The organism is Photorhabdus cinerea (assembly GCF_011189575.1).
Classification (GTDB): domain Bacteria; phylum Pseudomonadota; class Gammaproteobacteria; order Enterobacterales; family Enterobacteriaceae; genus Photorhabdus; species Photorhabdus cinerea.
The window spans coordinates 33,790-58,852 of record NZ_PUJW01000010.1 but is presented as its reverse complement, the minus strand read 5'-3'; the positions used below and the strand labels follow the sequence as shown (position 1 = coordinate 58,852).

The following is a 25,063-nucleotide window of genomic DNA, read 5'->3' as shown; positions in this document are numbered from 1 at the left end:
GGATTGAGCACCTTTCGGATACCATTACGTTTCATCAGACAGGGCTACATATTCCCCACGTTCTATAAGGTGGGGAGCAATCACTATTCACCATATTCTTCAATAGTTACTCGCAGTGATAACAATTTCCCATTACGCAGTAAAGTGACAGGAACGACACTACCGGGACGAATTTCAGCTACTTGATCCATTGTTTCAACAGCTGAAATAGCCGGTTTGTTATTTACACTGGTAATAATATCACCTACTTTAATACCGGCTTTTTGCGCGGGTCCATTCAGGGTAACCTGAAATACCCGTAGTCCCTGAATCTGATTGATATTGCCGTTAGAAGAGCGAATATGTGGAAGCTCCTGTGACGTTATGCCAATAAAACCCCGGATAACCCGTCCGTCACGGATAAGTTTCTGCATAATCTTGGTGGCGAGTTCAGTGGGAATAGCAAAACCCAGCCCTTCTGGGGTTTCACCATTTTCACTTTTATCGAATGATAATGTATTGATACCCACTAGTTCACCAAGGGTATTAATCAATGCGCCGCCAGAGTTACCCTGATTAATAGAAGCATCGGTTTGGAGAAAGTTTTGGCGTCGGGTAGGGCTTAATCCAACGCGGCCGGTAGCACTGATAATCCCTTGGGTGATGGTTTGCCCCAGATTGTAAGGGTTACCAATAGCTAGAACGACATCTCCTACGTGGGCCACTCTATTTGGATTGATGGTAATGACAGGCAGGTTTTCGGCATCAATTTTCAAGACTGCAAGATCTGTTAGGCTGTCAGAACCTACAATCAGGGCTTCATAAAAATGGCCGTTTTGTAGTGCAACAATAATTTGTCCTGCGTTATTGATGACGTGTTTATTAGTAAGAATGTAGCCTCTATCACTCATGATAACGCCAGAACCAAGGGTATGATTTTCCCGGCCTTGATGAGAAAAACTCCCCATATTGCTGCTGTAGACGTTAACCACAGCCGGCGCTGCTCGGCGGACACCTTTATTAAAACTGAATGGAACTTCGTCATTACTGTTGCTGGTGATTGCAGATATCAACCCGGTAGGGCGCAGTGATGGAACGGTAAGCAGCAAAATTACAGCTACAAGTAATCCTAAAAAAGCAGAACGTAGCAATTTGGCAATCATGAGTATTATTCAGAGTGAGTTAGTGAGTCATTGCAGGATAACATAGAAATTAACAGATATAGCATTACACTGTATTTCGGATTACTGGCTTTTAGTGCTTCGATTATCACTGTTGAGTTTTCATCAATGATAAAACGAGAAACTTTGTACTGGTAGTTTACATGGTGATTAAATACCTTTGCATCGTATTTTTCTATCATTCATATGGGTTTTAACGCGGTTTTTACGGCCTTTAACCTTTATGGTTTAGTGCTTTTTATTTACCCCGTAGATCCCGACTGGCTCAGTTTAAATCATGTCTGAATGTGATAAATAGCCGCTAAGAAAAGCCGTTTATGGTCTATCAGTGTAGTTTTAAAATCTGGAAAAATGGCAAGCATATCGTTGATAAAAACTTTAATCATTAAAGGTCAAACCGAAATGATTAAGGATTTTTTGCAGAGGGTAAAAACTGTTAAAACTTTATGTCGATTAAAACCGGAAGTTAAAATAATGACTTTTAGTAATAGATTAAATCCTGCTCCTCATAAAGCTATCAATAAAAATGAAAAATTGGTTTTGTTAATGCTTATGTACCTCAAGAAAAAAGATAAATAAGAATAGGTTAATTTGTATTAGAGAAAGCTAATCAACCGCCAACATGTTATCTGAAATTTTCGATGATGCGAAAATACCCCCCATTTTTTAAATGGGTTTGTCAGCGGCATAAGACACAACATTACGCTGTGTCTTATGCTGGAACTAGATCGAATTTTTCAGCCTAAAAGTATTAATTTCTCAATAACAGATAGATACTTTCTTCACCGCGAAGAATATTCAGCGCTATTACTGGAGGTTTAGCATCAATGACTTTGCGTAGCTCATTAATATTCTGTACGCGTTCATTATTAATCCCAACAATCAGATCATTTTTCTGTAAACCAGACATTGCAGCAGGTGAATTTTGCATGACACTATCGATTTTCACACCGTAAGTACCTTTTACTTCACCATTGCTCAGGGTTGCACCTTGCAGGGCAAGAGTCAGGTTTCCTGCTTTGGTTGTTTGGCCTTCACTGTTTTCTAGAATAACAGAAACTTCCATTGGTTTACCTTTACGTAATAGGCCAATTTTAATTTCTTTACCTGGTACAGTCGTGCCAATTTTTGCCTTCAGCTCAGCAAAGCTATTGATCTTCTTACCATCAACGGAAACCAGGATATCGCCGGATTTAATACCCGCTTTCGCCGCTGAGGATTTTGGCAATACTTCACTGACAAATGCGCCGCGCTGAGCATCAATATTAAATGCCTTGGCGATATCGGAATTCATTTCGGTACCTTTAATACCAAGAATACCGCGTTTGACTTCACCATGAGCGATAAGTTGCTCACTTAGGGTTTTTACCATATTACTTGGGATAGCAAAGCCGATACCAATGTTACCACCGCCTGGGGCCAGAATTGCGGTGTTGATACCAATCAATTCGCCATTCAAATTAACCAGTGCACCACCGGAATTACCACGGTTAATAGACGCATCAGTTTGGATGAAATTCTCTAGTCCTTCCAGGTTCAGGCCGCTACGTCCTAACGCAGAGATAATTCCTGAAGTCGCGGTTTGACCAAGGCCGAATGGATTACCGACTGCGACAGCAAAATCACCCACTCGGAGTTTATCGGAATCGGCCATGGTAATTGCAGTTAAATTCTTAGCATCTTTCAGTTGCAGCAAGGCAATATCCGTCTGAGGATCGCGGCCTAACAATCTGGCTTCATATTCACGTCCATCGTTCAATTGCACACGGATTTTATCTGCATTATCAATAACATGATTATTGGTTAATATATAACCTTTAGCAGTGTCAATGATGACACCTGAGCCAAGCCCTTGAAATGGGCGGGTACTTTCACGGCCCATTGGCAAATTTGGACCGAAGAAGAACCTGAACTCTTCAGGTATACTCTGGTCCTGTTGTACCTGCGTACCGGAAACATGCACACTGACGACGGCAGGCAGTACTTTCTCAAGCATCGGTGCGAGGCTTGGCAACTCCTGACCAGCGATAACAGAGGGTAAAGCAGCGTTACTGACGGCAGGAACAGCCATGACAGACAACCCGATACTGATTGCTAACGCACTGAGGAATAAGTTTTTTCTTTTCATTTAATTTGGTTCTCTTGTATATCTAAGCCAGAAGGCTAACTGCCTATCCCAATAGGGCTATTTTATTTGCCCTTCTTTGTAATAACCGAGTGAATCTGGGCAGTGCTCAGACAAAAGCTTTAGCTTTTGAACGCACTTTAGCGCGGACCGAAGGGTGAGTGAAGCGAGTCATCCTCACGTACTACGTGTACACTTCGGTTTTTCCGCGCTGTCCGTGTTCGCTGTTCATTCATAAGAACGGCTTGCAACAATTACACCTATTAAGACAAGCTCTAAATAAGTTAATTTGGGTAAGTTGCCGCGATTACTCTATGACTCTTAATTATTAAGTAAAGTTCATCTGGTAAACAGAGTTCGTACATTTTTTTACAGGGATTTACATGATTGAGGAATAAAAAAACAAAACTTTTTGCAAGTGGGTAATAGATTTGGCATTTGGAGTTTCCACTGTGGCATACAATACGCCACAGCGGAGGTAGTTACTGGTTTTTTTCATTAATTGGACGGAATAAACCGGAAGCGCCATCAGAGTAATCTCTTGGTGGCATTTTAACCGGAGCTTGATCATTATCTGCTTCTGATTCAGTCAGTCGATAACTAAATGGGTTTTCTTGTACTGGCATATTAGGCATCAGTTCATGAGAACTTTTAACCATATGTTGATACAACTGGCGATAATCGCGGGCCATATTGTCGAGTAATTCTGCACTGTGGGCAAAATGGCTGACTAATTCTTTACGATATTCTTCCAGTTCTGATTTATTATTCTCCAGTTCAGTTTGTAAGGCTTCCTGCTGGCGCAGCTTAGTATTACCAAAGCGCATTACTAGCGCCCCGATAACAAAACCAACTACCAATCCAATCAGTGCATACTCCCAAGTCATAGCTACTCCTTCATCAACATCGTTGTTCAGCAGAATGTTTCACTTAATTATCGTCACTATAACCGTTAATCTAGTCAGAGTGGAATATTGATCATGATTTACATATTGTTTGTAGATCTTATTTTGACCCTATTGTAGACAATTGATCCGGTAATAAGGTCAATCTGAATCATAAAAACGACAAAAAACGGGCGATTATTTTTTTAAGGATTGTTATTGTCATGTCATCATCGATTACCCCTTCATCATTCTATCAAAAAGCCCTTGCTGAGGGTGAATACCAACCAGACGATGTCCAGCGTCTGGCCGTTGCTCAATTGGATGTCATTCACTATGCTCTGGCTAATGCTTTTTCCGGTAATCCAACCAAGCGACAAGGTCTGAAAGGGCGTCTGAGTAAGTTATTAGGGAAACAGATTCCAACAATTTGCACACCCGTTCAAGGTCTTTATATGTGGGGGGGCGTTGGCAGGGGAAAAACCTGGCTAATGGATATGTTTTATCAGAGTTTACCTGGTAAGAGGAAACTGCGGTTGCATTTTCATCGTTTTATGTTGAGAGTGCATGAAGAACTAAAAGAATTACAGGGACATGAAAATCCTCTGAATATTGTGGCTGATGGTTTTAAAACAGAAACAGACGTACTCTGTTTTGATGAATTTTTCGTTTCCGATATTACTGATGCCATGATTCTTGGAACATTATTGGAAGCTCTGTTTTTAAGAGGGATCACGTTGGTTGCGACATCCAATATTCATCCTGATGGGCTTTATCGCAATGGATTACAGCGGGCTCGTTTCTTACCGGCTATTGAACAGATTAAAAAATATTGTGATGTAATGAATGTAGATGCGGGTATTGATTACCGGCTGCGCACTTTAACACAGGCTCATCTCTATTTTACGCCGTTAAATGAAGATAACGAACGGGCTATGGATCAAATATTTATCCGTCTAGTGGGTAAAAACAGTGAACAAGCACCCGTGCTGGAAATTAACCACCGGCAAATGCCAGCAATTCGTAGCGCGGATGGTGTACTGGCAATTGGATTCAAAGTGTTGTGTGAAGATGCGCGTAGCCAGATGGATTATATTGTTTTATCAAAACTTTATCACACTGTTTTGTTATATCAGGTTCCGGTAATCCTGTCCGGTAATGAAAACGCAGCCCGTCGTTTTCTTGCTCTCGTTGATGAATTCTATGAACGTCGGGTAAAACTTATCATCAATGCTCAGGTGCCGATGGAGCAGATTTACCAGGGTGTTTTGCTAACTTTCGAATACCAGCGTTGCTTGTCCCGTTTACAGGAAATGCAAAGTGAAGAATATCTGAAATTACCTCATTTGCCTTAATCCTATGTTTACCCCGTATACGGGGGTACGGAATGAAAGCTGATTTTAAATATTTAAATTGGGGTCGATTTTTATTTATGACTTCTCTATAATCTCGCGACCCCACGTTACAGCAACGTTTTTTTTCCCAAAAAACTTGCATAGTGCCGGCATAGGCTATTCGAAGGGGTAGGTTTGCTGGACAAGAGTCGTGTGAACCTCGGCAGTTTCTGAACCTTGAGTGTTCACCAACGTGTAACTTATTTATTGGGTAAGCTTTAATGAAAACTTTTACAGCTAAACCAGAAACCGTAAAACGCGACTGGTATGTTGTTGACGCAGATGGCAAAACTTTAGGCCGTCTTGCAACTGAAGTGGCTCGTCGTCTACGCGGCAAGCATAAAGCGGAATACACTCCGCACGTTGATACAGGTGATTACATCATCATCGTTAACGCAGAAAAAGTTGCTGTAACTGGCAACAAGCGTTCTGATAAAATTTATTATCATCACACTGGTTACATCGGTGGTATCAAGCAAGCGACCTTTGAAGAGATGATTGCCCGCCGTCCTGAGCGTGTAATTGAAATCGCGGTTAAAGGCATGCTGCCAAAAGGGCCACTGGGCCGTGCAATGTACCGTAAGCTGAAAGTTTACGCAGGTAGCGAGCACAACCATGCGGCACAGCAACCGCAAGTTCTGGACATTTAATCGGGATCATAGGCAATGGCTGAAAATCAATACTACGGCACTGGTCGCCGCAAAAGCTCTTCCGCACGCGTCTTCATTAAGCCGGGTAGCGGTAACATCGTAATCAACAAACGCAGCCTCGAAGTTTACTTCGGCCGCGAGACAGCGCGCATGGTTGTTCGTCAGCCACTAGAGCTGGTTGATATGTTGAACAAACTGGATCTGTACATCACTGTTAAAGGTGGTGGTATTTCTGGTCAGGCGGGTGCAATCCGTCACGGCATCACCCGTGCACTGATGGCATACGACGAAACTCTGCGTTCTGATCTTCGTAAAGCTGGCTTCGTTACTCGCGATGCTCGTGAAGTTGAACGTAAGAAAGTGGGTCTGCGTAAAGCACGTCGCCGTCCACAGTTCTCCAAACGTTAATTTTTGGCCTTTATGGCAATGAGTTAATGTTCAAACCCGTCTTTATGGCGGGTTTTTTTACTTAATATTATCCATACACTTCCCCCAAAATGTACAAAATCTGGTAGACTAGTGCCAACTTTTGCCTCATCCATTTATCTGCCTACTATCCTGAACGATGATAATTGTGTTGAGTAGTGCATTCCGTATCTACAGTTGCGGCGCAGAAACATAAAGGGTGAGCATGAATGAGCAGGAATAGTCGTTAATAGAGTGGGGCTATTCGTTCTTTTTTTAGATAAACTTGGAGGTTTTCATGGCTGTCGCTGCCAACAAACGTTCGGTGATGACTCTGTTTTCAGGCCCGGCCGACATTTTTAGCCATCAAGTGCGAATTGTGCTGGCGGAGAAAGGTGTCAGTGTTGAAGTTGAGCAGGTTGAGGAAGGTAATCTGCCACAGGACCTTATCGATCTGAATCCTTATCAGACAGTTCCTACTTTGGTTGATCGTGAGCTGACGCTGTATGATTCCCGCATCATTATGGAATATCTGGACGAGCGTTTTCCTCACCCACCATTAATGCCAGTGTATCCGGTTGCCCGTGGCTCCAGCCGTTTGATGATGCACCGTATTGAAAGAGACTGGTATTCCTTGATGCACACTATTGAGAAAGGTAATTCTCAGGAAGTTAATGCTGCTCGTAAACGATTAGCAGAAGAATTGCTAGCAGTGGCGCCAATATTTAAAGAAATGCCATTCTTTATGAGTGAAGAATTCAGTTTGGTTGACTGCTATCTTGCCCCTTTATTGTGGCGTTTACCTGTACTAGGTATAGATTTGCCAAGTTCTGGCACTAAAGATTTACAGGTTTATATGCAGCGTGTTTTTGAACGTGATGCATTCTTGGCTTCATTAACAGAAGTTGAACGCGAAATGCGCCTGCAATCCAGGAATTGATTTTATGGAGTTGTCTCGAATGTCTCCCCGTCGCCCTTATTTGTTACGTGCTCATTACGAGTGGCTACTAGATAATAATATGACTCCATATCTGGTTGTAGACGTGACTTTACGTGGAGTTAATGTGCCAATGGAATATGCTCGTAATGGGCAGATTGTGCTGAATATAGCACCGAGAGCTGTTGGTAATCTTGAATTAGCTAATGATGAAGTGCGCTTCAATGCCCGTTTTGGCGGTGTTCCTCGTCAGGTTTATGTACCGATGGCGGCGGTTATTGCTATTTATAGCCGTGAAAATGGGGCGGGAATGATGTTTGAGCCTGAAGCAGCTTATAACGATGAGATTGGTACCTCTGCATCTGCGACAGATAACTTGGTACTCGTTACTGATACCCCTAGTGATGCTGAAGGTGATAGTGGAACTTCACCTGATGATGAGCCACCAAAACCGACAAGAGGACGCCCTGCTTTACGGGTAGTTAAATAATCAATTAAAAGGGGATAGGTGTGTTGCTTAATGGCGATACATTCATGACTGTCTCCACGAAAAGATCAAAATCCGGTGATGATTTATCATCGGATTTTTTTATGCATATTATTGCCTATATATCATATCACTGGACGGTTGTAGTTTGCTTTCCTTCTGACTTCGTATGGATAAAACTTGTTAGGGATTAGCCTGACATTTAATTTGAAAGACCTTGCCTAATAACTTGAATAAAGTAGAAGGTATCTATGATTGATGTTTAATATAAAATTGTAAAGAATGGGTATTTAAAGACTATAAACTATTTTGTTCAACCCCATTTTCTAATATCTTAGAAAACCATTTTATTTAATGTTCAAAATATATTGTTATTTAATAATATTATCATTGAATTAAATCAGATAATTAAAATAGGAGAAATTATCTAATAGAGAAATGGTTTCTGGTTCTAACATATATCTTTAGATGGTATTTTTGCTGCTTGCCAATTAAAGGCGGGTGCTAAAAACTATCTATTTTGAATAGTTATTTTCTTGGTGGATTTTGCGATTTGAGTATATTGATGTTTGAATATTTAAATCCACACCGGAATGATATTATTCTTGAAATGGGTTCAGGCTCTGGTTTTTTAGTGTTCCTATTGCTGATGCTCTGAGCGGCAGAGGTCATTTGTTTGCCACTGATCCTTCAGAGGAGTAATTGAAACCTATTTTGGAGAGTATTCGCCCTAACATGACAGAAGAGCTGAGAGAATTTCTCTTGGTAAAGATTAGACAATGACAAATAAAATTTTGCATATATCAGATTTTCATCATGCAATAATAAGGTGATATATTTTTTTAAGCTGATAAAGGGAGCGGGCATGATATGGAATTATCTGTTCCTGAATACCGAGATTAAGTTGTTATGGAAGGTATGATTGTCATGTAAAGTACAGGGTAGGATTCTACTTTGTACTAAAAACAATCAAAAACTGTTCTTTGATAGTTTTTTCCTTTCAATACTTCGTTATCAATAGAATCAAAGTGTGTTTTTTGAGTTTTATTTGGTTTTTTCACAACCAAATTAACCACGTAAAATGAGTTAGATCCCGCCTAGTGCAAAGACCTGTGCAGTTTGCCAGGGGTTAATTTGGAACACTAGCGAAACTGCACTCAATATATTATCTGCTCCATGAGAAAAAGCCGCTTAAATCAAGCACCAAGGTCCGTAATAGTAATTCATCTGAAATTTTTCAGTCCCACAAGGGTTGGTTACGATCGCGTGACCAACGATAATAAAGTGCTAAAAAGGCATTAATATAGTCTGGTGAGAATAGCTCAGGGTTGAAATGCCCACTTTCAGACAAATCAAGTAATTCACTTACCCATTGCAGTGTTTCTTCATATTCCTCGTGGGAAGGATCATTAAGTATTTCAATTAAATTCTCATATCCATAAACACCTCCGGTATCTTCAAGAGGGCAGGCGCGTGCGCCATCCAGACAATAGATAGGAAGAGGAAGATTATTCTCAGGATAATTACTGTTTTCTAAGATAATTTCATGCTCCCAATTATCGCCAAAATCATAAATATAGCTAAACGTTCTGCCTTTTTGTTTAATTAAATCCATCAGGCGATATAAACCTTCTTCCTTTCCATCAGATGGCTCTTCTGGCATTTCCGTTAGCCGTTGTTTGCCAATACGAAATTCATGTAAGTGGCTATCTTGCCATCCCATAACGATTTGTATCGCATCATGCAGTCTGTCGAGCGGGATCGAGGCAGGAACGACAAATCGTCGCCAGATAGCGGGTTGTGAATCTATGAGGGTAATTTTTAACTGATAGAATTTCTCGTTCATTACTTATCTCCTAAGGGTTTCGGAATGATTCTTTCAACGTGTTCCATCTGTTGTCAATATTTCGTTGAATCTTTTTAGTTAAAACTGTAGGAATACCGACATGTTTAGCTTCCTTATGAAAGTCTTTGGCGATGTCATAAATTTCAGTAGCTATATTGATAATTGCTTTTGCCCCAGATAATCCGGCTTGACCTGCCATTAATTCCATTATTTTTTTGTTATTTTTGAGCCGCAGCCGTTGAAGGCTGTCATATGTTCATTATAGCGCGGTGGGCTATATATAATGTCGTAGAAAGGAGAGATATTCCAGTTGTTATTGTCATCAGCCAGGAAAGATGGTCATCTTGGTTTACTATCAGATAGTTAATATAACATTTTGATTTATATATAAAATTAATCGTTGCTTTTAAAAAAGGTTTTTTCACTTTTTATTACTATAGCTCTTTAATAATCAGCGGGTTAACGTTAATATCTAACGTTGCACTGCCGTACAGGCAGCTTAGAAACCAACCCGCAAATGGCTATTTATCTGGGAAAATTGTACTGCCGTACAGGCAGTTTTATAAGTAGAAAAGTGCGATATATTGGAATTCGGCTATTGTTTCGGTCTTTTAGTGACTAATGATGTGATAAAAGGAGCTAAGGGTCTTTTTGGTTCCTTTTGTTTATCACTGGGTTACAATTTTTCTCTCTTCATTTCACCAAAGTAGATAAAGCATACTTTAAAGAATGACGTATTTCTTACTATAGTTAATATTGGTATTAACTTTGTAATCTGTGAATTACTTTGCTTTTCCTTTGATAGCGAGTGGCATGATTAATCGGGTATTCATTTCGGCTTTCATGATCGGGACTAGAATATCCCAATGTTCTTGCTATTAATAAAAAAATGCATATCATTTACATCCTGTTTACCAAATATTGAAGATTAATCATTGTAAATTTTATATCCTATTTAGGGTAATCATTAACAAAATTATAGGTAGATTTGTAAGGTGTTTTTATGTGTTCGTTTAACCTTTTCGTGTAGAAGTCTGAGTGACCTTGCTTAAGGTTATCTAAAGAATAGATGAAATTTTGAACATGATTTTTTGAATAAAGATATGAGTGGAATTGATCTCATGCAGGGTAATGGTTAATTAGCTAAAGGTATTCTCATTTTGCAAAATAACCCATCTTGATAAGATATAATCATTAATGCTTTAGTGTTTTCTCCGTAGATTAAGGAAACGAGTTAATATGCCGTTGAGTAAGAAAATTCGAGAAACTTTCATTTTAATGTGCCTATTTGGTTTTATTACGCTGGCTCATTTAAGCCTTGGCTATCAGTTAAAATTTATATATGTATTCAGTGCTTTTTCAATCTTAATATTGTTATCCAATTTTAGCTATTTAATATATTATACCTTTATATTTGCTATTGGATTAATTGGAGTGGTTTATTCTCCAGTAGGATTGACTTATGGTTATCCTGATATAAATTCAATAGGGTCTTTAATATATACTAATAAAAATGAGACTATTGAATTTATCAGTGGGCTGCCTTTGTTTACATATTTAGTAGTATTAGTAACCATTATTTTAATGCTTTTATCTTTAAAGGTAAAAGTAACATTGAAGAAGAGTTATATAGGATTTCTTTCCCTGTTTTTTATTTTGTCAGCTTTCTGGTCACCAGTAAGAGGATATATCCAGTCTGATTTCGATCCGGATTTTAATCTATTAGCATCTGGATTACCGGAAGTTAGGTTTTTTAGTGATATAGTTGAGAGCTATAATGAGGTTAATTCAGAAAGGGTCAGGTTTTCTGAAATAATAAAACAGAAAGACTCTTGGCAGCCTGTGGTAGAAGAAAATAAATATGAAACATATATCATGGTAATTGGGGAAAGCGTCAGAAAAGATTTTATGAGTACATATGGTTTCCCTTATAATAATACGCCGTGGCTGAATAAAGCCAATGCTAAAATATTTACAGATTATATCTCTTCAGCGGCATCGACTCAGCTATCTTTAACGAATTCACTTGCTTTAAGAAACGACAATAGCATCGATTTAAACAACAGTATCATAACGCTGGCAAAGAAAGCGGGTTTTTATACCTATTGGATATCTAACCAGGGTATAAAGAGTGCTTTTGACTCTCCGGTTGCTTTAATTGGGCAACAGGCAGATAGCTTTAATTTCCTTAAAAGTGGAAGTTCTGATGACCGGCGTTATTTACCTGATGATAAGTTAATGCCTTATATAAAAAAAGCGTTAACGTCAGAGAAAAAGAAAAAATTTATTGTTATTCATTTGATGGGTTCTCATCCTCAAGCGTGTGTCAGAACGAATGGGAAATATGATCTGTTTTTGCAGTCAGAAGAAATTTCCTGTTATGTAAAAAGTATCGTTAATACAGATAGTCTTCTCTCTGAAATTGCGTCAGAGGCTAATCATCATTCTAAATGGACTATGATGTATTTTTCAGATCACGGGCTTTCTTATATCGATAAAGGGACAGAACAGGAAAATCTGACGCATAATGATAGAAACAAACAGAGTTTTCAGGTGCCATTTTTTATCACCGGCAGCGATTACCATCACCGTGAAGAAATAACGGAACAGAGAAGTGGGTTACATTTTTTGACGTTATTTTCTCAATGGCTTGGAATAAAAGAAAAGAATATTCCTGGTGATTGTAATATGCTTTCTAATGAGAAATGTAGTGGGCAAGATAATATTATTACATTTAAAGGTGAAGTGAAAAATTATGATAAATTAGGTGAGGATTTCCTAGATGTACAATTCTCATCGAAAAAGACTCATTAGTCTATTTATAAATCACTTTTAATAGTCATGATAGTGATAGTTTTATCATTAATTATTTGACTGCTCGGTGAAATTGAATGGAATAAGAGCATCTTCTCCCTGAAGAAAATTCAGGGAGAGTAAATTCCCTTATAATCTCCCATGTTTTTTAATAACTAATCCACTTGTGCTGTTTTTTCTTGTTATCTCAGTACTTAGCCAATATCCATACTCAGGGCGAGAAAATGCACATTCCCTTTAGTTGCTTGTAGTGACTGTCATTATTGCGACCAACGATCTATCCACGCCCGGAGAGAATGTAGATTGATTATTAATTTAATTATATATATGCTAAATACACATTTTTATTTAATGACATCATCTATTAATTTCCAAAAAATTTATTTTAAAATTATTTATAAGAAATAAAAATAGCACATTCATAATGTTAATAATCATCTTGGAAAATAGAAAAATCCTCATCAATGTATGGACGAGGATTTTTAATAATTAAATGATATTTTGGGGTTTTAAGATGAATAACCGCTTATATTACAATGTCTTTTATCAAAATAGATATTTTAATCGAGTAGCCTTTTTGCAGGAACTTCCCATATTCTGGAGAACCGTTTTACATTGCTTGCTGTATAAATAACGGTATGGGATATATTGCGGTGACCGAGATAATCTTGAATAAGGCGTGTATCCCTTCCCAGATCAGCGAGAGCATAACCGCAGGCATGTCTTAACATATGTGGATGAGGTGAAATACTGATTAATGCTTGCCTGCCATAGCGCTTTAATAAACCATAAACTTGTTGGCGTGAAATAGCGCCTGATTTTTGTGATAAAAAGACCCACGATGTATCTGATTCTCGCCAGCTCTTTCTGATATTAAGCCATTGATTTAATGCATTAAGTTCTTCGGGTACTAATGGGTGTGTTGTTGATAATCCCCCTTTTAATCGCCTGACATGAATAATTTCCGAGCTAAGATCAAGATCGGATAGTGTTAGATTGCATAGCTCACTGACTCTAAACCCATGAATGAAGCACATGAGTAACATGCAGTAATCCCGTTCAGCATGACGACCCTGACGTGCTTTTTCTAAAATCGCATCAATTTCATGTCTGGTTAAGAATTTACGCTTCTTCATGAAAATAGTTCCTGTGAAATTTGAGCAGATAGTTATGGGTAGAAAATAATATTAATCTACCGGAATATATCAGTTGATAGAACTTTTATAAAATTATTGGCTGGTAATTCTATTTATTTTGGACAAAATCTATAAATACCGTTTTCAGATAGTCATAAATAGTCATTTTGTAATAGAAAATATCAGCTTGTAAGCTTTGTAATTATATATTTGGAAACTATTGGGTAATAAAAAGAAACTAAACAGAATGCACCAAACTGTAAATATGTTCCTACAAAACCACCTCTTAAGTCAAATTTTGTGTAATGCCAGATTGCCAATATTTAACTATTTATAATATAGATAGTTTTTTCAGTATTTTTTACTATTTTTCATATTTTATGATTTATTGATTGTAAAAAAATAGTTGGTTCATCTGAATTCAATCAGATATTAGTTAATGACTCAGATTATAAATTCAAAATTTAATTAAATTTTGGATAATTATTTTTAATTATTATTAATGTTTAGTATTTTTAACCAAATAAAACAGTTTGGTGCATTTTGTTTGGTTTTAAAAAATATTAATCCGAGATTTTGAAACCCTATTTTGCGCTGGATATCTGGTGCATGGAGTTGAAATCCTGCACTGCTATTTTTTTATGGTTATGGGTGTTTTATCCTTAAATTCAAGGAATTAACTTACATGAAATTGAATAAATTGGTTATGGCTCTGGGATTGGGTGTGGCTTTAGCTGCGGGTTCTGTTAACGCAGCTAACCCTAGTCAAGGTCATGGAACTGTGACTTTTACTGGTTCTATCATTGATGCACCTTGTTCTATCACACCGGAAACGGTTGATCAGGTTGTACCAATGGGCGCTATTTCTAACGCATCTTTGAAAAACGGTGGCCGTTCTCCCTCTAAGTTATTCAAAATTTCTTTAGAGAACTGTACTACCGACACGATAAGTACAGTGACAACGACATTTGTTGGTGCCAAATCCAATATAGTTGGCGGTGATGGTCTGTTGGGTATCGAAGGGACTGCTAAAGGTGCCGGCATTGCGATTACTGATGCGGGTGGTAATAAGATCAAACTGGGTACGCCTTCTCCAGCTGTAGCGCTGCATGATGGTAATAATGATCTAAACTTTGCTGCTTATCTTCAGGGCGATACAACACCTGATGCAATTGTTCCGGGTGAATTCACTGGCATTGCCAATTTCCAACTGGCTTACCAATAACTCTTTTCATGCATGGAAACGTTTAAGGGAGTAGGCGTTTCCTAATCAAAGGTATTGGGTTTAGCTGGAGGAATATCATGAGCCGATATGTTGCCGTTGTTATGGTGCCCTGCCTGCTAATGTTTTCCTGCATTGTTGGTGCTGTTGAAGTGACTGCTCCACGAGGAACACAAGGGTATGGCCGCGTTAGCATGCAAGGAGCCATCATTGATACGGCCTGTGCTATTGACGCAGGTAGTCGTGACCAGACGATTGAGTTGGTCACTATTCCTGTAAACCGGGTGATACGTGACGGACAGGGGCCGGAGCGTCCCTTTTCCATCCGTTTGATTAACTGTGTACTTACCCCTGCTACATCGGGTAAACCGGATTTGCGCCACTTTCAGGTGACGTTTGATGGTGTGCCGGATGGCAACAATTTCCTGTTATACGGTGTGACACAAGGTGTAGCGTTGCAAATTACTGACATACAGGGCAATCAGGCTTATCCCGGAACCCCACTACCGGTTGGAGTTTTACAGGAAGGGCACATGACTCTTAATTACGCGATGCGTTTGGTGGGTAATCACCAGTTATTGCAGGCGGGGCAGTATCGAACCACCGTTCGGTTCAGGCTGGATTATTACTAATCACCGATCAGAGAATGTTATGGCTTTGTTTTTGGATTTGACCGCTGAATATGACAGGGTGGTCTCGGTTCGGTATGTCCTGAAATCTCTTACTGTTTTGGTATTGTTCGCTTTGATGGGTACGCATGTTGCGTATGCGGAAGAAGAAATTGAATTTAATACGGATGTATTAGATGTTCAGGATCGTTCGCGAATTGACTTAAAAGAATTTTCCCGTGCTGGTTATATCATGCCAGGGGATTACCAGATGATGGTACGTCTGAATAAAAGTGAATTGTCGGAGATGCCGGTGACTTTTATGGCCCCACCAGATGATCTGAGGGGAAGTGTGGCATGTCTATCGCCTGATTTGGTGAAACAACTGGGGCTGCGGGCGGAATGGGAATCAAAGATCACTTGGTGGAATAACGAACAATGTCTGGAGGTTAAAACGCTACCCGGCATGGTGGTGCGTGGAGATTTGGGCAGCGATACGTTATATCTGAGCGTACCGCAGGCTTATCTTGAATATAGCTCGCCAGATTGGGACCCGCCGTCGCGTTGGGATGAGGGAATATTGGGGATGTTGTTTGATTACAACGTCAACGCCCAAGTATCCAAACTGGCTAAGGGAAACAAAAATCAGAATGTTAGCGCCAATGGTACAACCGGAATAAACCTTGGGGCATGGCGTCTACGGGCGGACTGGCAGGCACAATATAACCACGTCACTGGCCGGGCAGGTAGCACAGAGAAGAATTGGGACTGGAGCCGTTACTACATGTACCGGGCGATACCCCATTTGCAGGCCAAGCTGATGCTGGGTGAGGATTATCTCAATTCAGGTATCTTTGACAGCTTCCGTTTTACCGGGGTGAGTTTGGTAACTGATGACAATATGTTGCCACCGAATCTTCGGGGTTATGCGCCGGAGGTGACAGGTGTGGCGAAAACGAATGCTAAAGTAACCATTCGTCAACAAGGGCGGGTGTTGTATGAGACTCAGGTTGCGCCGGGTCCATTCCGTATTCAGGATATTAATGATGCGGTCAGTGGCAAACTGGATGTGCGAGTGGAAGAGCAGGATGGTGGTGTACAAGAGTTTCAAATTGATACCGCAAGTATTCCTTACCTGACCCGTCCTGGCCGTGTGCAGTACAAACTGGCAGCGGGTAAGCCGACCAATTGGAAGCATCACAGTGAGGGCAAAGGTTTTGGTGTCGGGGAGTTCTCCTGGGGGATAAATAACGGTTGGTCACTCTATGGCGGGATATTGGGTGCTGGAGATTATAACGCATTGTCGCTGGGGCTAGGGCGTGATCTGATGGCCTTCGGTGCACTTTCCTTTGACGTCACCGAATCCCGTGCTCATTTACCGGATGAGGATCAAACCCTGATAGGAGGGTCTTATCGCCTGAGTTATTCCAAACGTTTTGAGGAGTATGACAGCCAGGTGACTTTTGCTGGTTATCGCTTCTCGGAGCGTGATTTCATGAGCATGAGTCAATATCTGGATCGCCGTTATCACGATGGTGATGCAGAGAGTGGAAAAGAACTTTATAACATCATGCTGAATAAACAGTTCACGACTTTGGATATCAGCACCTACCTGAACTACAGCCATCAGACTTACTGGAATCGGCCGAATAATGATCGCTATAACTTATCTGTATCGCGTTATTTTGATATTGGAACCTTTAAGAATATTAACCTGAATCTGTCGGCTTATCGTAATAAATATGAAGGTAAGAATGACGATGGCATGTATTTGACGTTGTCCTTGCCGTGGGGACATTCAGGAACTATCAGCTATAACGCAATGGTCAATCGGAGAGGTAATTCCAACACAGTTGGTTATTACGGGCGGATTAATGAGAACAATAACTATCGTTTAGCGGCCGGTACCAGTATTGACGGCAAGGCGGCGGCTAACGGTTACTTCACTCATTACGGTGACCGCGCCCAATTGACGACAAGTGCGAGTTATCAGGATGGACGTTACACCACGGCAGCACTTTCTGTTCAGGGAGGAGTGACCGCTACAACGGAAGGAGCGGCACTGCACCGCATCAATATGCCGGGGACGACTCGCTTAATGGTGGATACTGAGGGTGTGGGGGGTGTACCGGTGAAAGGTTTTGGCGCGATAGCCCATACCAATATGTTCGGTAAGGCGGTGATTCCTGACGTGAATAACTACTACCGCAACAGTGCGAGCATTGATTTGAACAAACTGCCCGACAATGTGGAGGCAATACGTTCAGTACAACAGGCAACACTGACGGAAGGCGCAATTGGTTACCGTAAATTCCAGGTGATATCTGGGGAGAAGGCAATGGGATTGATCCGTCTGTCAGATGGGAGTACGCCACCGTTTGGTGCGACAGTGCTGAATAAGGATAAACGGGAAATTGGTATCGTCAATGATGGTGGGAGTACCTACCTGAGCGGGATAAATCCGGGTGAGAAGCTGGATGTGCGTTGGGATGGTGAAGTGCAGTGTGTGATTGAGTTGCCACATAAGTTACCGGCAGTAGAAGAGATGGCTTCGTTGTTGCTGCTGTGCCAGTTGACCAGCAGTAATAACGACCACAGTACGAATACCGTGTCGTCGTCGTCAGAACTGATGGCGGCGACCCTTAACTAATTCTGAAATGACATATTCTGAGAATGAGTACTTGAGCATGAAATTGAAGAACATGATAAATGCAGCAACGATCGCGGCTCTGAGTCTATCAGTGGTCAGTGAAGCAATGGCAGCCATTGCGCTGGATCGTACCAGGATAGTGTTCAATGGTGAGGACAAATCCACCAGTATGGACATCAGCAACCAGAACAAGGAGTTGCCGTATTTGGCTCAGGGTTGGATAGAGGATGAACAGGGCAACAAAATCAATGGTCCGTTAGTGGTGACACCGCCAGTACAGCGGGTTGAACCGGGAGCGAGGAGCCAGGTGAAAATACAGTCATTGCCAACAACGGTGCAGTTACCACAGGATCGGGAGAGTCTGTTCTATTTTAACCTGCGTGAGATTCCGCCACGTAGCAAGAAACCGAACACATTACAGATTGCGTTGCAAACCCGGATAAAACTGTTCTACCGACCAAAAGCGATTTTTGCTAACCGCGTCGATCTGGGTAACCCATGGCAGGAGAAAATGACACTAACGCGGCAGGGTGACCAGTATCAGGTAAATAACCCGACACCGTATTACATCACCGTAGTGGATGCGTCGAACCAACTTAAGGGACAGACTGTGACAGGTTTTCAGCCATTGATGGTGGCACCCAAAAGCAGTGCGGTGTTGAGCGGTAGTGCGAGGGCACTGGGGAGTGCGCCAGTGTTAACGTATATCAATGATTATGGAGGCCGACCACAACTGACTTTTAGTTGTGCAGGGGACCATTGTCAGGTGGCTAAGCGTTCGTCGTGATGGGCGAAGCGAGGGAGAGACCATGAATATAACACGGACTGGCTGTGTGCTGGTGTTGGCAATTCTGCTGATACCCGTGACGGTGAGTCAAGCGGTGGATAAGCGGGCAGTGGATCTAAATGGTCACCATGGTGAATTACATGTGTTTGGTATGCTGACTGAGGCAGCATGTCATCTGGAGATGACCTCTGAATGGCAGGAAGTGAATCTGGGGATGACGCCGAATAGTGATTTACGCCGACCAGGGGATAAAGGCACATCGATACCATTTACATTGAAGTTCCGTGACTGTCTGAGGACTAAAGGAGCAGTACGTGATACACGGACAGGTAATCTGACGTGGAGTCATTTGCAGCCGGTGGTGACGGTGAGTTTTGTGGCACCAGCGGATCGGGATTATCCTCATCTGGTACGAGTGATGGGGATTTCCGGGCTGGGGTTACAGATAACGGATACTGAGAATAATGATATCCGGTTGGGGGAACGAGGGCGTCCGCATTTTGTCGCGGTGGGACAGGATAGTCTGGAATATTACGTGACGCCGGTACGGACGCCGAGAGCTCTGGGAACCGGGCAATACCGGGCAGTTGTCGATTTCAGGGTGAATTATGATTAGGTCCCCGCTAATAAAAAGACCGTATTGCCGGCACAAAAAACTGAGCATATTACTGCTTGGTGGTTTGCTAAGTGTCAGTGCTCTGGCTGATTTACCGACAAAAAGGATAAATGTAGCGGCAATACCGATAAACGATCCTTCAGGTAAAACACCGGTCAACATTTATGGGGTTGTTATCGCTCCCCCACCTTGTGAGATTAATAATGGTAATACCATTGATGTGGATTTTGGTGAAGTGATGATTACCCAGATTGATGGGGTCAATTACATGAAGCCAGTTAAATACACGGTGACGTGCGAAAAGATGCCGGCCAATGCCATGAAAATGATGATATCGGGCAACACTGCCAGTTTTGATCGGACAGCATTAAAAACTAATCATGCTGGGCTTGGGGTTGCTGTTATTCATAACGGACGGAAATTACCCGTGAATGACTGGATGAAATTCACTTATCCCAATTTTCCTGAACTCCATGCGGTGCCAGTAAAAGAGATGACTGCGGTATTGAAAGGCGGCAGTTTTGGCGCTGGAGCCACGATGATGGTTGAGTACCAGTGAACAGGAGATACGGATGAATCACTTGATTTATCGTGCTTTTTGGACTGTTTGCCTGGGTTTGATCAGTGTAATGCCGGGGCAGGCAGCAGATAATATGTGGTTTCACGGCACATTACTTGAACCACCCCCTTGCGTTATTAATGACGGCAATATGATTGATGTTTATTTTGGTCACAATGTTGGAATACATAAGGTGGATGGGGTGAATTATACCCAGCCAGTGAATTATCAATTGGTATGTGTGCCTAATACCTCCGGCTGGAGTTTAGGATTGACCGTGATTGGACCACAAACCTCATTTGATGATGCCGCCTTGAAAACCAATATCACTAATTTGGGCATCCGTCTGACTTTGGATGGCAAAGCATTCACGCTTAACAAGCGAATTCCAGTTACATCACAGAAACAGCCGGTAATACAGGCTGTACCCGTGAAAAGGCCGGGAAGTACATTGCCGGAAGGGGAGTTTGAAGTAACGGCGACATTACTGGCGGAATACCAGTGAAAGGGAACCCAATGAAATATTTTAAGTTATTCGTGTTGCGTGTTGGTTTTATGGTTATTGCTACCACGGTCTACTGCAATCAGGTGGTACAGGCGGAGGATAATATGCGTTTTTATGGTGCATTAGTTGAAGAACCTTGCACGATTCAAGCGGGTGACGAAGACATCAAACTCGATTTTGGAACCATTGCCGAAAAATACTTGTACCAGCATGGCCGGACTAATAGCGAGCCTTTTCAGCTAAGGCTATCTGGATGCGATATCAGTGTAGGGAAATCTATTAAGCTGACATTCAGTGGCACAGAGAATACACAATTACCGGGTCTATTAGCGTTAGGAGCGGGTAGTCAGGCTTCCGGGATTGCTATTGGTATGGAAACGGCTGAAGGCAAACGGTTGCTGCTGAATAAAGAAGGGGATACATATCCGCTAAAAGAGGGTGAAACCTTGATTGTATTGAAAGCGTATGTGCAGGCTGAACCGGCGGCAATCGCCAATCAGACGATTAAGCGTGGTGCATTTCATGCTGTTGCAACGTTTAATCTGGATTATGACTAATTGCACTATTATTAGGTAACTTAAATGAAAAAGTTATTCCCTGTTTGTTTGGTGCTTTTATCGCTGTTCTCATCAGAGGCTGTGGCGTCAATATTTTCGTATATCACTAAATCTGAAGGTATTCCGACGAATGCATATTATACCTTTGTCATTGAACGCTGGGATGAAGAAGACGATTTTACGCCAAATCCTTGTTATGGCTATTCTGCCTGTTGGATATCGATTAACCATCGTCATAATGTAAATGGTTATTCAGGGCAACCATTTAGGCTATTCAATATTCGTGTAGAAAGATACCGGACAATGAAACAAGTTCAGAAGGAGATATTGAAACAAACAAGTTTTCCGATCACTGGGATTGCAAAACATGTTGGTCCGGCGATTCAGTCTCACCAAGAATGTGTCGGGCTATTTTATGAAACAGATCGCAATGGTTTTAGGGGAGGGCTGTTGCCTGGTTCTTTATGTGGTATTGCACCCCCGCCGATTGGTTTTTGTCAGGTCAGCGAAGGATCAGTTGAACTTAACTACGGCAACATTGATGAAGCAAAATTGGAAGGTGCAACCAGATCTGAAAATATCAATGTCACTTGTAATCGGGATATGAATATTGTCGTGACCGCGACTGGGCCAGATAGGGGAGTTGTACCTTTGAGAGGTGATGGGAGCTTGAAAGCTCAATTATTATTAAATGACCGAAAAGGCGAACAAGGTGTTCCTATTTTTGTACCGGCTGGAGGAAATGTACCCGTTACAGTGAAATCGATTTTACAGAAAAACGGCAGAGTGGAAGCCGGACCATTCTCAGGATCAGGAGCAATTATTTTGGCAATGCCATAAATGGGGTGTTTTTTTAAGCTAAAGGCTAGGTTGAAAATGAAACAAGATCATCTATTAGTAGGGAAGCGTATTCAGAAAAGAAGGAAAGAATTAGGTATGACCGCAGTAAAATTGGCGGGACAAATTGGTATTAGCCAACAACAACTCTCACGTTATGAGAGGGGGATAAACCGAATTAATTTGTCCCATTTGGTGCAGATAGCTTCAATATTGGATACACCGATAAACTGGTTTTTCCTTGATTGTTGTTCCCCTGTAACCAAGATTAATATTAATAAATTAACAGACCAATATATCCCGATTGCGGAAGCAACATTGGGTAAATTTGGTTGTTAATTAATTACGGCTTAAATAGAAGGATATATAAACGGGTTTACGGCTGAGTTGCGTGACCGATGGAGCGGTCACTTTCATGGTTTATTTATTAATTAGCGATGTCATCTCTGGAAATAAATAGTTCGTTCTTATCTATTAATATTATCTTTATTGCTTATCATTCAGTCCCTTGAGTATGGCTTCTACGGAGTGATAACGATGCTCTGCTTTTATTTCTAGTTCCTTGGCTTCTTGTAAGGCTGTCAGTGTGTGTACGATTAATGATATAACTGAAAGATTTATCGAGAACGTAGGTGAATGAAAAAATGAAGTATCTTATTAACTTAATTTTTGAATTTATAGAGACAATTATTGGTTTTTTTATTGGCGTTTCTATTTTTTTCTTCTGTTTTTCTTTCTTTATTTTTTCATCAATTAACAGGTTGATAATCTTTAATGTGACAATGGTTGTTATTTTATGTGTTGGTTTAATATTGCTAAAATTCCACGATAAAATTAGAGCGTTTTTAGTTTATAAAGGTTTTTTGGATAAATGATATTTTTATGCATTTATCTAAATTTCCTTTATAACGGCTTTGCGGATATTTTAATTCCTGATGATAGATGCATCTTTAAAATACAGATGCTTCCGTATTGATAAAATACTCATCACGTAAAGTATTAGTTATACCCGTTATCTTTCAAGCCCTATGGCATAAGGCGCTGAAAATATCGACAGGAAGTTAAATAATCGCAATCAAACCAATTTAGGATTGATCCTTATTTTTAACTGAAATATAAATATGAAAATTCAATAATGGGTTAAGTTTAGAAAGCGCAGCTTGTTATCAGACTGCGCTTTGCTTAATCAATATCTTTATTTCAATTCAGGAAAATGCCAGCAATGGTGAGATGCATAATAGGAATCCGGTGAAAATAATCAGGATCAGAGAAACACCTTTATATTTATGCAACATTGGCACTTTGTAGACCAAATAAGCCGGGATCAAGCAACCGACCATACCGAAGATTGGGCTACAGATGGAGGTAAAACTCAGTACCGGTGCATTGAGGATGATTGCTCCCCAAGCCAGCAGAATAGCGAAAACCATGATGCCTTTTTGTACCCAGTTTTCATTGATTTTTTCTGTCGGCATGAGACGTGCCAGAATATTCATAACGATGCCTTGGGTCGCTTCGCGGAAACCAAGGTAGACACCAAAGAAGGCGGTCATCACCGCAAAGATGTTCAATAAGACACTGATAACCGTTACCCAGCCACCGGGGAGGAATTTTGCGGCAATCGCCAGAGCGGAGATATTTTGCTCATAAGCTTGAACGGCTTCATCATGTCCCATTGCTAAGGTGAATGAAACTGCATAGAAGAAGACCGTACAGAACAGGACGCCAAAGGCGATATTCATCGCTCTTAATGCCTTGTAACGGGCGACTTCATGATTTTTCTCGTGATGGCGGTAAGAGATAACCATTGGGCTTAAGGTCTGAATAAACAGAATGGAAGTCAGGGTAAATGGCAGTGTAATGATCGCCTGTTTTATCAGCGTTCCTGGCGGTGGCAGCGCGCCGACATTATATAAGTGCCACATACCGATCATGGATAAGCCCAACGCCGCGACTACAAATAGTTTGGACAGCACCATAACGCTGGATAATTTGAACAGCAGTCGTTCACCAAGGGATGAGAGTGCGACCAGAATACAAATCAATACCAGCCCGTAGAGTGGGTTGTCAGACAACAAACCTTCCGTGACACCAAAAGTCTGTAGATAGGAAGCGCTGTCATTGGTGATGGCTGTTGAGTAAACGAACATCCAAATCACCAACATCACGAAGTAGAGTGCGCCTAGCAGAATACCCCAGTTTTTACCGAGATAACCACTGATAACACTAGGATAATCTTTACATTCAGGGGATTCCGCCAGCGTATTGATAAACAGCCGTTGGAACAGATACATTGCCGGATAACCAATCACTGATGACAACAGGAAAACCCATAATCCCATCAAACCGACTTGAACTGGCAGGAACACAATACCTGCACCAATTGCCATACCGATGCTCATAATGACCCAGCCAACATCAATATTGTCGAACTTGATGGCTGTTCGCCATTCACTTTCGGTCATGTTTGCCCGCTTTGCTGCGGGAGAATCTGAGATAATGGCATGATTATTTTTTGCCGTTTCCATAATGGCTCTCGCTTATTATTTCCGTTAAAAATGTAGGTGTTATGGGGAAGAGATGCTGCACGATGTGATGCAGCAACCTTATTTTTTGCAGGTTTTTCATTATATATGGATGGTAGTCCACTATGCAGATAAATCTCTTTCTTATTTGGCATTGTTAAGAAGATAGATGGAAATAATTTTACCTTTACAGAGTAATTGACCAGCTATGTGCGGAAAATAGAAATCGTTTTTTAATAGCATATATTGCATAGTGAAGTACTGTAATTAATTGATTTTCATTTCTTTTCATTGTCTGATAAACAGCGAAAAGGAAAATTTAAGTGAAAAAAACAAGCAATTGTAAAAGAATAATGGTG

At 40.9% G+C, this 25,063-nt stretch carries 24 protein-coding genes; 17 read left to right on the top strand and 7 right to left on the bottom strand.

What is annotated here, in order from left to right; translation table 11 throughout:
• Positions 1-83: 83 nt before the first annotated feature.
• Positions 84-1,142, bottom strand: a complete 1,059-nt coding sequence (degS, locus tag C5469_RS11215) for an outer membrane-stress sensor serine endopeptidase DegS (protein WP_166306238.1) — start codon at positions 1,140-1,142, stop codon at positions 84-86.
• 369 nt (positions 1,143-1,511) lie between these two features.
• Here degS and C5469_RS11210 point away from each other — a divergent pair, with 369 nt between their 5' ends.
• Entirely contained in the window at positions 1,512-1,739 is a 228-nt protein-coding gene (locus C5469_RS11210) for a hypothetical protein (protein WP_166306235.1), read from the top strand.
• A gap of 172 nt (positions 1,740-1,911) precedes the next feature.
• Here the strand turns inward: C5469_RS11210 and degQ are convergent, their stop codons facing one another.
• Positions 1,912-3,288, bottom strand: coding sequence for a serine endoprotease DegQ (degQ, locus tag C5469_RS11205; RefSeq protein WP_166306232.1), 1,377 nt, complete (start codon positions 3,286-3,288; stop codon positions 1,912-1,914).
• A gap of 479 nt (positions 3,289-3,767) precedes the next feature.
• The gene (gene zapG / locus C5469_RS11200; protein ID WP_166306229.1) at positions 3,768-4,172 is read right to left on the bottom strand and encodes a Z-ring associated protein ZapG; all 405 of its coding nucleotides are present in this window, start codon (positions 4,170-4,172) and stop codon (positions 3,768-3,770) included.
• 221 nt (positions 4,173-4,393) lie between these two features.
• Between zapG and zapE the strand changes: the two genes are divergently transcribed.
• The 5 genes from zapE (at position 4,394) to sspB (ending at position 8,045) form a co-directional block, all read left to right on the top strand.
• Complete coding sequence (gene zapE / locus C5469_RS11195) at positions 4,394-5,524, top strand: cell division protein ZapE (protein ID WP_166306226.1); 1,131 nt, start codon at positions 4,394-4,396, stop codon at positions 5,522-5,524.
• 260 nt (positions 5,525-5,784) lie between these two features.
• A complete protein-coding gene (rplM, locus tag C5469_RS11190; RefSeq protein WP_166306223.1) occupies positions 5,785-6,213 on the top strand; it encodes a 50S ribosomal protein L13 in 429 nt (142 codons plus the stop codon).
• A gap of 15 nt (positions 6,214-6,228) precedes the next feature.
• On the top strand, positions 6,229-6,621 hold the full coding sequence (gene rpsI, locus C5469_RS11185) for a 30S ribosomal protein S9 (protein ID WP_015835738.1): 393 nt from the start codon (positions 6,229-6,231) through the stop codon (positions 6,619-6,621).
• A 295-nt stretch (positions 6,622-6,916) separates the two neighbouring features.
• A complete protein-coding gene (sspA, locus tag C5469_RS11180) occupies positions 6,917-7,558 on the top strand; it encodes a stringent starvation protein SspA (protein ID WP_166306220.1) in 642 nt (213 codons plus the stop codon).
• 4 nt (positions 7,559-7,562) lie between these two features.
• The gene (gene sspB, locus C5469_RS11175; RefSeq protein ID WP_166306217.1) at positions 7,563-8,045 is read left to right on the top strand and encodes a ClpXP protease specificity-enhancing factor; all 483 of its coding nucleotides are present in this window, start codon (positions 7,563-7,565) and stop codon (positions 8,043-8,045) included.
• A 1,234-nt stretch (positions 8,046-9,279) separates the two neighbouring features.
• Here the strand turns inward: sspB and C5469_RS11170 are convergent.
• Both C5469_RS11170 and C5469_RS11165 read right to left on the bottom strand, forming a co-directional pair.
• Entirely contained in the window at positions 9,280-9,888 is a 609-nt protein-coding gene (locus tag C5469_RS11170; protein ID WP_166306214.1) for a plasmid pRiA4b ORF-3 family protein, read from the bottom strand.
• A gap of 10 nt (positions 9,889-9,898) precedes the next feature.
• A complete protein-coding gene (locus C5469_RS11165) occupies positions 9,899-10,087 on the bottom strand; it encodes a hypothetical protein (RefSeq protein WP_166306211.1) in 189 nt (62 codons plus the stop codon).
• A gap of 1,040 nt (positions 10,088-11,127) precedes the next feature.
• On the opposite strand from C5469_RS11165, the gene C5469_RS11160 reads away from it, so the two are divergent.
• Entirely contained in the window at positions 11,128-12,702 is a 1,575-nt protein-coding gene (locus tag C5469_RS11160; RefSeq protein ID WP_166306207.1) for a sulfatase-like hydrolase/transferase, read from the top strand.
• Between the two features lie 560 nt (positions 12,703-13,262).
• On the opposite strand, the gene C5469_RS11155 is transcribed toward C5469_RS11160, so the two are convergent.
• Entirely contained in the window at positions 13,263-13,838 is a 576-nt protein-coding gene (locus C5469_RS11155) for a tyrosine-type DNA invertase (protein ID WP_166306204.1), read from the bottom strand.
• Between the two features lie 685 nt (positions 13,839-14,523).
• Between C5469_RS11155 and C5469_RS11150 the strand changes: the two genes are divergently transcribed.
• The 10 genes from C5469_RS11150 to C5469_RS11105 all read left to right on the top strand — a co-directional run bounded on the left by C5469_RS11150 (position 14,524) and on the right by C5469_RS11105 (position 22,518).
• Positions 14,524-15,063 carry a fimbrial protein gene (locus C5469_RS11150; RefSeq protein ID WP_166306201.1) on the top strand — a complete coding sequence of 180 codons (540 nt, stop codon included), beginning with the start codon at positions 14,524-14,526 and terminating at the stop codon, positions 15,061-15,063.
• A gap of 77 nt (positions 15,064-15,140) precedes the next feature.
• Positions 15,141-15,692: a fimbrial protein gene (locus tag C5469_RS11145; RefSeq protein WP_166306198.1), complete on the top strand. Its 552-nt coding sequence runs from the start codon at positions 15,141-15,143 to the stop codon at positions 15,690-15,692.
• Positions 15,693-15,711: 19 nt separating this feature from the next.
• The gene (locus tag C5469_RS11140) at positions 15,712-18,318 is read left to right on the top strand and encodes an outer membrane usher protein (protein ID WP_166306195.1); all 2,607 of its coding nucleotides are present in this window, start codon (positions 15,712-15,714) and stop codon (positions 18,316-18,318) included.
• A gap of 37 nt (positions 18,319-18,355) precedes the next feature.
• The gene (locus C5469_RS11135; protein ID WP_166306192.1) at positions 18,356-19,105 is read left to right on the top strand and encodes a fimbria/pilus periplasmic chaperone; all 750 of its coding nucleotides are present in this window, start codon (positions 18,356-18,358) and stop codon (positions 19,103-19,105) included.
• Positions 19,106-19,127: 22 nt separating this feature from the next.
• Complete coding sequence (locus C5469_RS11130) at positions 19,128-19,721, top strand: fimbrial protein (protein WP_166306189.1); 594 nt, start codon at positions 19,128-19,130, stop codon at positions 19,719-19,721.
• Positions 19,714-20,280, top strand: coding sequence for a fimbrial protein (locus C5469_RS11125; RefSeq protein WP_166306186.1), 567 nt, complete (start codon positions 19,714-19,716; stop codon positions 20,278-20,280). Before C5469_RS11130 ends, C5469_RS11125 begins: the two co-directional genes overlap by 8 nt.
• 13 nt (positions 20,281-20,293) lie before the next feature.
• Positions 20,294-20,785, top strand: a complete 492-nt coding sequence (locus C5469_RS11120) for a fimbrial protein (RefSeq protein WP_166306184.1) — start codon at positions 20,294-20,296, stop codon at positions 20,783-20,785.
• An 11-nt stretch (positions 20,786-20,796) separates the two neighbouring features.
• Entirely contained in the window at positions 20,797-21,342 is a 546-nt protein-coding gene (locus C5469_RS11115) for a fimbrial protein (protein WP_166306181.1), read from the top strand.
• A 24-nt stretch (positions 21,343-21,366) separates the two neighbouring features.
• Entirely contained in the window at positions 21,367-22,182 is an 816-nt protein-coding gene (locus C5469_RS11110) for an MrpH family fimbial adhesin (protein WP_166306178.1), read from the top strand.
• Positions 22,183-22,218: 36 nt separating this feature from the next.
• Positions 22,219-22,518 carry a helix-turn-helix domain-containing protein gene (locus tag C5469_RS11105; protein WP_235525384.1) on the top strand — a complete coding sequence of 100 codons (300 nt, stop codon included), beginning with the start codon at positions 22,219-22,221 and terminating at the stop codon, positions 22,516-22,518.
• Positions 22,519-23,384: 866 nt separating this feature from the next.
• Here C5469_RS11105 and C5469_RS11100 read toward each other — a convergent pair.
• Positions 23,385-24,707 (bottom strand): SLC5/6 family protein, encoded by a 1,323-nt coding sequence (locus C5469_RS11100; protein WP_166306175.1) that lies wholly within the window; start codon positions 24,705-24,707, stop codon positions 23,385-23,387.
• Between the last annotated feature and the right edge of the window lie 356 nt (positions 24,708-25,063).